Here is a 12614-nt window from a genome sequence, read left to right on the forward strand (position 1 = left end):
TCCGCTGCTCTTTTGCATGACGACCAACATTTATTGAATAAAGTATGGACATCATCTAAAATCCGGTCAAGCTCGTTTTTCAAGAATTTGCGACAAGGAGATCGACATGGCACGCGCATCACGGGCAGTCGCCGATCAGCATAGGACAGCCATCGAGGCCGCGTCGGCACGATTGTTCCGCCAATACGGCCTGCACGGCGTCACGGTGGCACAGGTGATGGCGGATGCCGGGCTGACCCATGGCGGCTTCTACGGCCATTTTTCGTCGAAGGACGACCTGGCGGCGGCAGGCTGCGCGCGGGCATTTGCCGATTCTGCGGCGCGCTGGCGGCAGCGGATCCAGCAGGCCGGCGGCGACCACCATGCCGCCCGGCGCTGTCTGGTGGAGCAGTACCTTAGCGAAGTGCATCGCGATGCACCCGAACATGGCTGTCCGGCGTCGGCACTGGTGGGCGACGTGGCGCGCGAACCGGCTGGCAAGCCCGTACGCGGCGCCTTTCTGGATGGCATCCGGCAGTTGCTGGCCGCGTGGAAGACGCTGGCCCCCGATGCGACAGCCGGCGAGCCGGGCGCCGACGACACCGCCGCGCACCGCACTGCCCTGCTGGAAATGGCCACGCTGGTCGGTGCCGTCACGCTGGCACGCGCCACGGCCGGCGACGCCCTTTCCGACGACATCCTCGACGCCGCGCGCGCCTGGCTGCTGCACGCCGGCGAGGTGGCCCCCGCCTGATCCCCCTTGGCATCGCGCCAGAACCCGTCGATGCCTTTCTTCCTTCCACCCCATCGCCCCCAACGGAGCCCCATGTTTGCGCAAGCCCTATCCCGCCGGCTGGACCGGCGCGGCATCCACTACGCGTGGATCGTCGCCGCCATCACGTTCTGCGTGATGCTGACCACTTCCGCCGCGCTCGGCCTGCCCGGCGCCTTCCTCAAACCGCTGACCACCGAGATGGGCTGGAGTACCGACCAGGTGTCATCGATCCTGGCCTTCCGCTTTGCGCTGTTCGGGCTGATGGCGCCATTCTCGGCCATCCTGATGGAGCGATTCGGTGTCCGCAACGTGGTCTGTGCGGCCCTGGCGCTGATTGCCGGTGGCATGGCACTGGCGACGATCTCCACACAGATCTGGCAGCTGTTCGTCGCCTGGGGCCTGATGCTGGGCATCGGCTCGGGACTGACGGCCCTGGTGCTGGCCGCGCTGGTGGCCAACCGCTGGTTCACGGCGCGGCGCGGGCTGGTGATCGGCGTGCTGACCGCCAGCTCCGCCACGGGGCAACTGGCCTTCCTGCCCGTCGCGGCATGGCTGATCGAGCATATGGGCTGGCGCGTGGCAGTGCTGCCGGTACTGGCGGCATGTGCCGCGCTGGCAGTGGTGGTGCTTGGGTTCCTGCGCGGCCGGCCAGCCGACGTTGGCCTGGCGCCCTATGGCGAAGTGCCGGCGGCGGTTGCCGCGGCGCCGGCGCAGGCCGCACCCGTGTCATGGTCGGGTCCGTTCGTGGTGCTGCGCGAGGCGGCCCGCACGCAGACGTTCTGGATTCTGGCCGGCACGTTCTTTATCTGCGGACTGTCCACCAACGGGCTGATCCAGACCCACTTCATCGCGCTGTGCGCAGACTTTGGCATGTCGCCCGTACCGGCCGCTTCGGCGCTGGCGATGATGGGCGCGTTCGACTTCGTCGGCACCATCATGTCCGGCTGGCTGTCGGACCGCTACGACAGCCGCAAGCTGCTGTTCTGGTACTACGCGCTGCGCGGCCTGTCGCTGTTCTGGCTGCCGCACTCGGAATTCACGCTCTATGGCCTGTCCGTGTTCGCCATGTTCTACGGTCTGGACTGGATCGCCACGGTACCGCCCACCATCAAGCTGGCAGGCAGCACGTTCGGCCGCGAGCGCGCCCCGATGGTGTTTGGCTGGATCTTCGCCGCGCACCAGATCGGCGCGGCCACGGCGGCATTTGGCGCCGGGCTGTCACGCACGCTGTGGCTCACCTACTCGCCGGCGCTGTACGTTGCCGGCAGCGCCTGCCTGGTGGCCGCGCTGCTCGCGCTGATGGTCCGCCGCAAGGCGCCGGCAGCCACGCCTCAGCCTGCACGGGCCTGAGACGTCCCGGTCCTTCCTTGCCCCTCAGCGTTCGCGGCTGGCCGCCACGAACGCGTCGATCAGGGCGGCAGCCGACGCACGCTTGAGCGCCGACTGCCGCACCAGCACGCCGATCTCGCGATACAGCGGCTGGCCCGGCATCGGCACTTCCTTGATGTGCGGGGTCTGCCGCAGCGGCACCAGGGCCGACGGAATGATCGCGCAGCCCAGCCCTTCGCTCACCATCTGCAGGATCACGGCAGGCTCGTCCAGCTCCATGCCTTCGCGCACCCACAGCCGGTGGCGCCGCAGGTAGCGATCCACCAGCTGCCCGCCCGTGGAATGGCGGTTGTAGCGGATGAACGGCACGGTCTCCAGCAGGGTCTTCAGATGGTCCGGCGCGTCGGGCGGCGCCACGGCCACGAACCGTTCGCGGATCAGCGGCACCCATTTCAGTTCTGGCGGAATGCCGAGGCGTGGCTTCACCAGCACGGCGATATCGAGTTCGCGGGCATCCACCTGGGTCAGCAACTGCGTCGACATGCCCGGCACGATGTTCACGTGGGTGTCCGGGTGCGCCACCCTGAAACGCTGCATCGCCTGGGGGAGCAGGCTCGATTGCACGGTGGACACGGCGCCCAGGTCCAGCGGCGCCATGTCGCGCTGGGCCCGCGCACCTTTCATCGATTCGTAGAGGCCGACGATCCGCGCGGCATCGTCCAGCATCTGGCGGCCTTCGTCACTCAATGCCACCGACTTGCCCGACCGATCGAACAGCGTGCAGCCCAGATCCTCTTCCAGGCGGCGGATCTGCGTGCTCACGGCCGATTGCGTCAGGCCCAGCCGCGTGCCCGCAGCGGAAAACGAGCCGGTTTCGGCGGCCACGAGGAAAGTCTTGAAGTAGCGCAGCAAGGGGATGCAAGCATCGAAATTTTCGATACTTAGTCAAAAAATGATTCGTTTCATATTACGAGTTCTGCTGATTACAATCAACGACACACTCCACAACCGCCTTGCAAAGAGTCACAGCGATGAGCGCCATTCCCCTGTTCCACCTTGCTTTCCCGGTGCACGATCTCGCCACCGCACGCCAGTTCTATGGCGACCTGCTCGGCTGCCCCGAGGGGCGCAGTTCCGACGCCTGGGTCGATTTCAATTTCTACGGCCATCAGGTCGTGGCGCACCTGTCGCCCGACGAATGCGGCCATCGCGCCACCAGTGCCGTGGATGGCGACGACGTGCCGGTGCGCCATTTCGGCGCGATCCTGCCGATGGCCGAATGGGAACGCCTGGCCGACAAGCTGCGCGCCGCCGGCACGAAGTTCGTGATCGAACCGCACGTGCGCTTCAAGGGCCAGGTTGGCGAGCAGGCCACGATGTTCTTCCTGGACCCGTCGGGCAACGCCCTCGAATTCAAGGCGTTTGGCGACCTGAGCCAGGTATTTGCGAAGTAATCCGCGGCAATCCCTCCCCACTGATAGCGAGACAGAGCGAGACATGACCGATTTCGTGATCCAACCCGCGCCGCAGGCCAGCGTGGCCGTCGCCGGCAGCCAGGCCCGTTTTCCGATCCGCCGCGTGTTCTGCGTGGGCCGCAACTACGCCGCGCACGCCCGCGAGATGGGCAAGGACCCCGACCGCGAGCCGCCGTTTTTCTTCACCAAGCCGGCTGACGCCGTGGTGGCGGCCGAAGGCGTCGTGCCGTATCCGCCGCTGACCGAAAACCTGCATCACGAGATCGAACTGGTGGTGGCCATTGGCAAGGCCGGCGCCAATGTCAAACCCGAGCAGGCGCTGGATCTGGTGTGGGGCTACGGCGTGGGGGTGGACCTGACGCGCCGCGACCTGCAGGACGTGGCCAAGAAGATGAGCCGCCCGTGGGACTGGTCGAAGTCGTTCGACGCGTCGGGCCCGTGTGGCCCGTTGCAACCGGCGTCGGAAATCGGCCACCCGGCCAAGGGCGCCATCTGGCTCAAGGTCAACGGCGAAACGCGCCAGCAAGGCGACCTGACCGAACTGATCTGGCCCGTGGCCGACGTGATCGCGTATATCTCCGAAGCCATGACACTGCAGCCGGGCGACCTGATCTTTACGGGCACCCCGGCAGGCGTGGGTGCGCTGAACCCGGGTGACGCCGTGACGGCTGGCGTCGAAGGTGTCGGCGAGATCGCTTTCACGATCGGCAAGCGGTAAGCCGGGCCCTACGGCTGACCCAAGGCGGGGATGTCGGCGCAACCGGCATCCCCGCTTTTTCTTTTGAATTCAGCAAGTTAGCCTCGTGAGCCGTCTTGCCTAGAGCAAACCCTCCACCCGGCACATCGGAATTTCTTCAAATTCTCCTTGCTTATCTATCTAGTAGTAGATAATATTCGAGCCATGGACGACGCAACGCAGCAAACGCAACAAGCAGCGCAGCCGAATCCAAGCAGGTTATTTGTCAGCACCGGAAGCGGTCTTTTTTTTAGCGCAGCGTATCTATCTAGCAGTAGATAGCAGCAAGAAAAAAGACCGCTGATTCGCAGCACAGACATCGGCCAGCGATCCACACACGAACCGGAATCGCCGACCTTGCCAAGGAGAGCATCATGAACGCCAAGACCCTCGTTACCGCCGCCGCCCTCGCCGCCGCCTTTGTGACTGGCGCTGTCCAGGCCGCTCCCGCCGCGCAAAAGACCGGCGAAGTCTACGGTTACAGCTATCGCGTGCAAGACCAACGTAACGCATTTACCGATGGCGCCCGCCAGGGCAAGTTCGATGCCTTCAGCGAAGGCGCCCGCATTGGTAACCGCGACGCCTTCACCGACGGTGCCCGCGTGACCAACCGCGACGGCCTGGTGGCCAGCATCGGCAACCGCGACGCCTACACCGACGGTGCGCGCGTCGGCAAGGCCGACCCGTTCACCGACGGCGCCAAGATCGACAAGTTCGACCCGTACACCGATGGTGCCCGCACCGTCGCCGGCCTGGACCGCACGGGTGTCTCGTCCGAACCGTCGCGCAGCTTTGACGTGTACACCGACGGCGCCCTCGCCTGAGCCCCCGCCACGGCCATGTCCCGGGAGATCCCCGGGACATGGCCGGAACAGATACCTGGAGCTTCATCATGACCTTGCGTGACACAGCCCTGATCCTGGGCGGCTGGGTGGTGCTCTGCCTCACCAGCGGCGCAGTCCTCTCGCTGGTTGCGCAGAACCTGTCCATCTGAAAGGCCGGGCGGGCGAACAACCGGAGGGTCCATCGCCACAAAAGGCGCGGACAGCTGACATGAAAACGCATTCCGTACGCGATCAATTGCTCGAGCACGCCTCCGTGCTGATCCGGCAACGGGGCTACAACGGTTTCAGCTACCGCGACCTCGCGGAGCTGGTAGGCGTGAAGACATCGAGCATCCATTACTACTTCCCGGCCAAGGACGATCTGGTGCTGGAAGTGGTGCGCCTGTACCGTGAACGCTCGCAGGCCCGGCTGGCGGCCATCGACACATCGCTGCCGCTGATCGAGCAGGCCGAGCGATATGTGGGCCCGCTGCGCAACGATATCGAGCTGAACCAGATCTGCCTGGCCGGCATGTTGTCCGCCGAGGTGCTGGCACTGCCCGATGCGATCCGCAGCTACCTGCAGGCACATTTCCAGGCAAATGAAACCTGGATCGCGAACCTGCTACGCCGCGCCGAAGCCGAACGCGGCCAGCCGTACCCGGTGCCGCCGCAGTTGCTGGCCAAGGTGCTGTATGGCGCGATCCAGAACGGCATCATCACCGCGCGGATGTCAGGCTCCAGTGACCGGCTGGACGCCGCGGCCGACATGCTGCTGGGTGCCGTGCGCGGTTCGATGTGCGCAGTGACCGAGCACGAACCGGCGATGGCCTGATGATGACCAGCCTGGCCTGAACAGTTTTCTGGGCGCCCCGGTTCAGGCGCCCGACGCCCGCCGTCCGCTCTCGCGACGGGCGTCACCCAATTTCTCCGACGCCGGGATCGTCCTCCGGCGATTTTTTTCGTTTACGTTTTTTCGTTTGTTTACGAGGCGCCTTTCCCGGTTGCAGCCTTCTTCGCGGCCGCCCTCTTTGCGGGCGCCTTCTTTGCGGGCGCCTTCTTTGCGGGCGCCTTCTTCGGGGCCGCCTTCGTCGCCGCCGCCTTCGCCGCCGCCTTCCTCGTGGTGGATGTCTTCGCCGCCCCCTTCGTCGCCTTCCCGGCCGGCTCCCCGCCGCCAGCGTCGATCACCACCCATGCCGGCGCATGATCGCTGGCCTTCTCCTCGCCGCGCACCCATTTGTCGACGCCGGCATCGCGCATCCGCAGGCCGGGGCTCAGCAGCAGATGGTCGATCCGCAGCCCCGAATTGGTCTGCCAGTGCTGGCGAAAATAATCCCAGAACGTGTAGATCTTCTCGTCGGGATAGCGCGCACGCAGCGCATCGGTCCAGCCCTGCGCCAGCAGGCGCCGGTAACATTCGCGGCTTTCCGGCTGCAGCAGCGCGTCCTTGAGCCATGAACGCGTGTTGTAGATGTCGTCATCGGTGGGCACCACGTTGTAGTCGCCAGCGATGACCACCGGGTGGCCGCTCTCCAGCAGCGTCTGCGCATGGCGGATCAGCCGTTCGAACCATGCCAGCTTGTAGTCGAACTTCGGGCCCGGCTGCGGATTGCCGTTGGGCAGGTACAGGCACGCGATCAGCACGCCCTCGACGGCGGCTTCCAGGTAACGGCTCTGCGAGTCCTCGTCGCCGCCCGGCAGCCCGCGCCGCACCTCAACGGGATCGGCGCCCCTGGCCAGGATCGCCACGCCATTCCACGACTTCTGGCCGTGCCAGATCGCCCCGTAACCGGCCGCGCGAATCTCGTCGATCGGAAACCCCTCGTCCACCGTCTTCAGCTCCTGCAGGCAGGCCACGTCGGGCGCCTCGCGTTCCAGCCAGTTCAGCAGCGCCTGCAGGCGCGTGCGTACCCCATTGATATTGAAGGTGGCGATCTTGAGCGGATGCATCGGAACGTTCTCCTTTCAGGCCGGTTTCCATCTTAGATTCGCGCGCCAGAATTTCCTGTCGGTGTCCGATCACTGTATATTCATACAGTCCCGCGATCCTTGCCCCCATTTGCGTCTTGTCCGCCACATCCAACAGCCCGCCCCGCTATACAGTCGCCGTGCGCACCTTGTGCGACTTCACGGCCAGGGCGGGCGACCTCGACCTGCGCTTCACACCTTCGCCCACCGGGCAGGAAGGCGTGGCCGGGCATGGCGTGGTGACAAGCCGGCGCGGGCCGGGCTATGAGGCCGAGGTCGCCCTGTCGGGCGATTTCGAGGGCCTGCGGGTGCGCGGGCGGGCCGACGGCTACAACCCCGTGACCAACCGTGTGGAAGAAATCAAGACGGTGCGCGGCCAGAAGGTGGAGATTCCGCAGAATCACCAGGCGCTGCACTGGGCCCAGGCCAAGATCTACGGCTGGTTGCTGTGCCAGTCGCGCGAACTGAAGCAGATCGACGTGGCGCTGGTGTATTTCGACATCGTGAGCCAGCAGGAACGCGTGCTCAAGGAACGGTTCGAGGCCGAGGCGCTGCGCGCATTCTTCGAGGACAGCTGCCGCCGCTTCATGCACTGGGCCGAACGCGAGGCCGCGCATCGCACGGGCCGCGACGCCGGGCTGGCCGCGCTGGCCTTCCCGCACGGCACGTTCCGCGAAGGGCAGCGCCTGCTGGCGGAATCGGTCTACAAGGCCAACGCGTCGGCGCGCACGCTGCTGGCGCAGGCGCCGACGGGCATCGGCAAGTCGATCGGGACGGTGTTCCCGGCACTCAAGGCCATGCCGACGCAGCGTATCGACAAGGTGTTCTTCCTGTCGGCCCGATCCACGGGGCGCGCCGTGGCGCTGCATGCCACACGGCAGCTCAGGCAGAACGCCGACGAGACGCCGCTGCGCGTGCTGGAGCTGACCGCCCGCGACAAGGCCTGCGAACACCCCGACCTGGCCTGCCACGGCGAATCGTGCCCGCTGGCGCAGGGCTTCTACGACCGCCTGCCCGCCGCCCGCGACGCCGCCAGTCGCGCGCCGCTGCTGGACCGCGCCACCACGCGCGACATCGCCCGCGCGCACCAGGTCTGCCCGTATTACCTGGCCCAGGAGATGATCCGCTGGAGCGATCTGGTGGTTGGCGACTACAACTACTACTTCGACCGCAGCGCGCTGCTGTACATGCTGACCGCGATGAACGAATGGCGCGTCAGCGTGCTGGTGGACGAAGCGCACAACCTCGTGGACCGGGGCCGTGCGATGTACACGTCCACGCTTGACCATGCGGCGTTCCGGGGTGTGCGGCTGGCCGCGCCGGCGGCGCTGAAGCGGCCGATGGACCGCGTCTACCGGCAGTGGCATGCGCTGGCCAAGTCCGGCGATGCCCCGTACGAAACGCGCGACGCGGAGCCCGCCGCGTTCGTCGAGGCGCTGGTGCAGCTTTGCACGGCCATCATCGACGACATGAGCGACCATCCGCAGCGGCACGACGCCGCGCTGGAACGCTTCTATTTCGACGCCATGCATTTCCTGCGGCTGGCCGAGCAGATGGCCGAATACGGCGGCAAGCATTCGCTGTTCGACATCACGCGCACGCCGCGCAAGCGGACTGGCTTCGACGCCGACCTGTGCATCCGCAACCTGCTGCCCGCGCCCTACCTGGCCCCGCGCTTCGCGGGCGCGCATTCGACCACCCTGTTCTCGGCCACGCTGCAGCCCGCCGACTACTACCGCAACCTGCTGGGGCTGCCCGCCAGCGCGGTAGGCGTGGAAGTGCCGTCGCCGTTCCGGGCCGAGCAGCTCGATGTACACGTCGCGCGCCATATTTCCACGCGCTTCGCACAGCGCCGGCGCTCGCTGCCCGCCATCGTGCAACTGATGGCCGACCAGTTTGCGCGGCGCCCGGGCAACTACCTGGCGTTTTTCAGCAGCCACGACTATCTGCAGCAGGCGGCGGCGCTGCTGGCCGAGCAGCACCCCGGCATTCCTGCCTGGTCGCAGGCGCGTGGCATGACCGAAGCTGGCCAGGCAGCGTTTCTGGATGCCTTTGCGCCCGGCGGCCAGGGCATCGGCTTCGCGGTGCTGGGCGGGGTGTTCTCCGAAGGCGTGGACCTGCCCGGTGACCGCCTGATCGGTGCCTTCGTGGCCACGCTGGGCCTGCCGCAGATCAATCCGGTCAACGAGCAGCTGCGCGAGCGCATGGAAACGGTGTTCGGACAAGGCTACGACTACGCCTACCTGTATCCGGGCCTGCGCAAGGTGGTGCAGGCCGCCGGCCGCGTGATCCGCACCCAGCAGGACCGCGGCGTGGTCTGGCTGATCGACGACCGCTATGCGCGCGCCGAAGTGCAGGCGCTTTTGCCGGCATGGTGGGAAATTCTTACCGGGCCGCCGGCGCACGCGCGCCCGCTGTCGCTGGCAGAATGACGGCTACGCCGCTGGCGCGGAAATCGCGTGTCGGGCATCAGACCATCACCAGACCCATGTATCGACGGAGCCCCAACCGATGAGCATGACCCACACTTTTGCCACGACGGAGCCGTCGCGCGACGAGATCGATGCGCTGCGCGGCGCCACCATCCTGGAGTTCGGCACCCCCTGGTGCGGCTTCTGCCAGCGCGCGCAACCGCTGATCGAATCGGCCTTCGGCCAGCACCCGGCCATCGACCACATCAAGGTGGAGGACGGCAGCGGCCGCCCGCTGGGCCGCTCGTTCCGCGTGAAGCTCTGGCCCACGCTGGTGTTCCTGCGCGACGGCAAGGAGGTGGCGCGCCTGGTGCGCCCGAACGACACCCGGGACATCACCGAGGCCATGCGCAAGATCGACCAGTGATTGCCCAAAGCCCCCGACACCGGGTTCGCTTTGTCCCGCTGAACGGGATCGACAACAAACAGCCCGCACTACGGCGGGCTGTTTCTACTCGGCAACCGCAAAATCAATCTGACTTGAATCCCTTGAACGTCTTGGTGTCCGCTACCGCATAGTAGAGTTGTATGGCCTTATCCTTGGCTGGTACAAATTGGCCGATGTACCCGGCCATGAGGAAAGCTGCGGAGCCCTGTCCAGTGGCTTCCACCACGCATGCGTAGCGGCTTTTTCCCTGTGTCACGACGCCATATTCTGCGCGCAATGGGTTTTCCAATGGCGCAGGCTGCCATTGCGTCAGCGGAATGGCCCGTCGGACATACCCACGGCGGCGGCCCACAAACACATAATCGTTATCCCCGTCCTGGCTGATGGCATATCCGACGCGAATCCCGGGCAATCGCTCTGGCCACGTCCGGCGGTAGCCAGGAACGTCTTCAATAACCTGATGCCCGCTCGCGCCCATCGCGACAGAAATTCCGGCAGTGGTTGAATGCCCGAGAAGACAACTTTCGACGACAGCTTGCGGCGGCTGCGCCTGGGCAATGGAATGAAAACCGACGAGAAACAGTACAGCCGGGGCGATTCGCATTACCTGTACTCCTTTCCTCTGGAAACTTTCAACCATTCATTTCCGAGTTTCCAAAAATCGAATCTCTCTCATCGTTCCACCTGAACCTTGTCCAGATTGATCATCCGCCCATAGGGCCGATTTTTTGTGCTGCGAGCGTGTGACATTTCTGACCTCCGAGAGATTTTGGAAAAGCCCCACATCTCTAGCACGAGGTGCCGCTCACAAAAAATCGCATATCTCTGATTTTCACAGCCCAACGAAACAAGAAGCCCGCACATGGCGGGCTTTTCAGGCGTGCATCCGCGGCCCTACTTACAAATCCAGCGGCATCGCGCTGGTGCACTTGATTTCGTCCAGGCATACGCTTGATTTCACGCCGCTCACGCCGGGGATGCGCATCAGGGTGTCGAGCAGGAAGTCGGACAGCGACTTCAGGTCCTTGGCCACCACCTTCAGCACGTAGTCGATGTCGCCGGTCACGGAGAAGCACTCCTGGATCTGGGCCAGTTCCGCCACCAGCCCCTTGAATTTGGACAAATCGCGAATATGGCCGCGTTCCATCGTCACGTGGATGAACGCCGTCACGCCGAACCCGAGCGCCGTGCTGTCCAGCCGCGCCTCGTACCGCTTGATGATGCCGCCCTCTTCCAGGCGGCGGTGGCGGCGCAGCGTCTGGGCCGGTGACAGGTTGATCGCCTCGGACAGTTCCAGGTTGGTGGCGCGCCCATGTTCCTGCAGTTCGGCCAGCAAGCGGCGATCAATGCGGTCGAGGTCGGTTTGCTGCATGTTGATTTCCTGAGATGGCGGTTTGACGAAATCTTATCTCATCTTTCAGGGTTTCCCTGCGTGCCTTACGAAATCCTATTTAGCGGGGCGGGTTCTACAATTTCCTCACGTCATGCAGCGCGCCAAGCGTCCCCCAAGCCACTCGCGCGGCTGCCTCACCGAAATAATATTTCCATCCCCTCTCTCGCCCCCGAGGTGCTCCGATCATGGCCGACCTGTTTGAAAACCCGATGCAACTGATGGGCTTCGAGTTCGTTGAATTCGCCTCGCCCACCCCCAACGTGCTGGAACCGCTGTTCGAGAAGATGGGCTTTACGCTGGTGGCCCGTCACCGCTCGAAGGATGTGGTGCTGTATCGCCAGGGCGACATCAACTTCATCGTCAACAACGAGCCGCATAGCGAAGCCGCCTATTTCGCCGCCGAGCATGGCCCCAGCGCCTGCGGCATGGCCTTCCGCGTCAAGGACTCGCACAAGGCGTACAACCGCGCGCTGATGCTGGGCGCCCAGCCGGTCGAGATCGCCACGGGCCCGATGGAACTGCGCCTGCCGGCCATCAAGGGCATTGGCGGCGCGCCGCTGTACCTGATCGACCGTTTCGAGGACGGCAAGTCGATCTATGACATCGATTTCGAATACATCGACGGCGTGGACCGCCATCCCAAGGGCCACGGCCTCAAGCTGATCGACCACCTGACGCACAACGTCTACCGTGGCCGCATGGCTTACTGGGCCAACTTCTACGAACGCCTGTTCAACTTCCGCGAAATCCGCTATTTCGACATCCAGGGCGAGTACACGGGCCTGACCTCGAAGGCGATGACCGCGCCGGACGGCAAGATCCGCATTCCGCTGAACGAGGAATCGTCCAAGGGGGCCGGCCAGATCGAGGAATTCCTGATGGCGTTCAACGGCGAAGGCATCCAGCACATCGCCTTTGCCGTGGACAACCTGATCGACGTCATCGACAGCCTGCAACTGGCCGGCGTTGAACTGATGACCGCCCCGAACGACTATTACTACCAGGCCCTGGACACCCGCCTGCCGGGCCACGGCCAGCCGGTGGACCAGCTCAAGGCCCGCGGCATCCTGGTGGATGGCACCACCGAAGGCGGCCGGCCGCGTCTGCTGTTGCAGATTTTCTCGAAGACCGTGCTGGGCCCGGTGTTCTTCGAATACATCCAGCGTTCCGGGGACGACGGCTTCGGCGAAGGCAACTTCAAGGCGCTGTTCGAATCACTCGAGCGCGACCAGATCGAGCGCGGCACGCTGAAGGTGTGACGCATCCGGCCCGGCGC

12 protein-coding genes and 1 pseudogene are annotated in these 12614 nt (G+C 65.0%); 9 read left to right on the plus strand and 4 right to left on the minus strand.

Features of this window, described 5'->3' with window-relative positions:
• Positions 1–106: 106 nt before the first annotated feature.
• Entirely contained in the window at positions 107–733 is a 627-nt protein-coding gene (locus tag AC24R4_RS03130) for a TetR/AcrR family transcriptional regulator (RefSeq protein ID WP_487522205.1), read from the plus strand.
• A 72-nt stretch (positions 734–805) separates the two neighbouring features.
• Positions 806–2104, plus strand: a complete 1299-nt coding sequence (locus tag AC24R4_RS03135; protein ID WP_400394932.1) for an MFS transporter — start codon at positions 806–808, stop codon at positions 2102–2104.
• Positions 2105–2128: 24 nt separating this feature from the next.
• On the opposite strand, the gene AC24R4_RS03140 is transcribed toward AC24R4_RS03135, so the two are convergent.
• Positions 2129–2995 (minus strand): LysR family transcriptional regulator, encoded by an 867-nt coding sequence (locus AC24R4_RS03140; protein ID WP_400394929.1) that lies wholly within the window; start codon positions 2993–2995, stop codon positions 2129–2131.
• A gap of 119 nt (positions 2996–3114) precedes the next feature.
• Here AC24R4_RS03140 and AC24R4_RS03145 point away from each other — a divergent pair, with 119 nt between their 5' ends.
• From AC24R4_RS03145 to AC24R4_RS03160, 4 genes are all read left to right on the plus strand, one after another.
• Positions 3115–3537, plus strand: coding sequence for a VOC family protein (locus tag AC24R4_RS03145; RefSeq protein ID WP_029050737.1), 423 nt, complete (start codon positions 3115–3117; stop codon positions 3535–3537).
• 43 nt (positions 3538–3580) lie between these two features.
• Entirely contained in the window at positions 3581–4276 is a 696-nt protein-coding gene (locus AC24R4_RS03150) for a fumarylacetoacetate hydrolase family protein (protein WP_400394927.1), read from the plus strand.
• Between the two features lie 392 nt (positions 4277–4668).
• Positions 4669–5118 carry a copper resistance protein CopQ gene (locus AC24R4_RS03155; protein WP_400394926.1) on the plus strand — a complete coding sequence of 150 codons (450 nt, stop codon included), beginning with the start codon at positions 4669–4671 and terminating at the stop codon, positions 5116–5118.
• A 229-nt stretch (positions 5119–5347) separates the two neighbouring features.
• Positions 5348–5953, plus strand: coding sequence for a TetR/AcrR family transcriptional regulator (locus AC24R4_RS03160; protein WP_400394925.1), 606 nt, complete (start codon positions 5348–5350; stop codon positions 5951–5953).
• Positions 5954–6291: 338 nt separating this feature from the next.
• On the opposite strand, the pseudogene xth reads toward AC24R4_RS03160, so the two are convergent.
• Positions 6292–7068, minus strand: a pseudogene (gene xth / locus AC24R4_RS03165) (exodeoxyribonuclease III); the annotation flags it as partial.
• Between the two features lie 116 nt (positions 7069–7184).
• Here xth and AC24R4_RS03170 point away from each other — a divergent pair.
• Positions 7185–9518: an ATP-dependent DNA helicase gene (locus tag AC24R4_RS03170; protein WP_400395841.1), complete on the plus strand. Its 2334-nt coding sequence runs from the start codon at positions 7185–7187 to the stop codon at positions 9516–9518.
• Between the two features lie 79 nt (positions 9519–9597).
• Positions 9598–9924 (plus strand): thioredoxin family protein, encoded by a 327-nt coding sequence (locus tag AC24R4_RS03175; RefSeq protein ID WP_153948749.1) that lies wholly within the window; start codon positions 9598–9600, stop codon positions 9922–9924.
• A gap of 103 nt (positions 9925–10027) precedes the next feature.
• On the opposite strand, the gene AC24R4_RS03180 is transcribed toward AC24R4_RS03175, so the two are convergent.
• Together AC24R4_RS03180 and AC24R4_RS03185 are read right to left on the minus strand one after the other, a co-directional pair.
• Positions 10028–10549: a hypothetical protein gene (locus AC24R4_RS03180; RefSeq protein ID WP_487522206.1), complete on the minus strand. Its 522-nt coding sequence runs from the start codon at positions 10547–10549 to the stop codon at positions 10028–10030.
• A 294-nt stretch (positions 10550–10843) separates the two neighbouring features.
• Positions 10844–11317 (minus strand): Lrp/AsnC family transcriptional regulator, encoded by a 474-nt coding sequence (locus tag AC24R4_RS03185; RefSeq protein ID WP_153948748.1) that lies wholly within the window; start codon positions 11315–11317, stop codon positions 10844–10846.
• Between the two features lie 206 nt (positions 11318–11523).
• On the opposite strand from AC24R4_RS03185, the gene hppD reads away from it, so the two are divergent.
• Positions 11524–12597, plus strand: coding sequence for a 4-hydroxyphenylpyruvate dioxygenase (gene hppD, locus AC24R4_RS03190; protein WP_400395316.1), 1074 nt, complete (start codon positions 11524–11526; stop codon positions 12595–12597).
• Positions 12598–12614 lie beyond the last annotated feature (17 nt).

It is taken from the genome of Cupriavidus sp. CER-90, from assembly GCF_057652055.1.

Bases quoted from the DNA above. Each gene is read 5' to 3' on its own strand.
- AC24R4_RS03130 (WP_487522205.1), top strand. From the start codon at position 107: ATGGCACGCGCATCACGGGCAGTCGCCGATCAGCATAGGACAGCCATC.
- AC24R4_RS03135 (WP_400394932.1), top strand. From the start codon at position 806: ATGTTTGCGCAAGCCCTATCCCGCCGGCTGGACCGGCGCGGCATCCAC.
- AC24R4_RS03145 (WP_029050737.1), top strand. From the start codon at position 3,115: ATGAGCGCCATTCCCCTGTTCCACCTTGCTTTCCCGGTGCACGATCTC.
- AC24R4_RS03150 (WP_400394927.1), top strand. From the start codon at position 3,581: ATGACCGATTTCGTGATCCAACCCGCGCCGCAGGCCAGCGTGGCCGTC.
- AC24R4_RS03155 (WP_400394926.1), top strand. From the start codon at position 4,669: ATGAACGCCAAGACCCTCGTTACCGCCGCCGCCCTCGCCGCCGCCTTT.
- AC24R4_RS03160 (WP_400394925.1), top strand. From the start codon at position 5,348: ATGAAAACGCATTCCGTACGCGATCAATTGCTCGAGCACGCCTCCGTG.
- AC24R4_RS03175 (WP_153948749.1), top strand. From the start codon at position 9,598: ATGAGCATGACCCACACTTTTGCCACGACGGAGCCGTCGCGCGACGAG.
- AC24R4_RS03180 (WP_487522206.1), bottom strand. From the start codon at position 10,549: ATGCGAATCGCCCCGGCTGTACTGTTTCTCGTCGGTTTTCATTCCATT.
- AC24R4_RS03185 (WP_153948748.1), bottom strand. From the start codon at position 11,317: ATGCAGCAAACCGACCTCGACCGCATTGATCGCCGCTTGCTGGCCGAA.
- hppD (WP_400395316.1), top strand. From the start codon at position 11,524: ATGGCCGACCTGTTTGAAAACCCGATGCAACTGATGGGCTTCGAGTTC.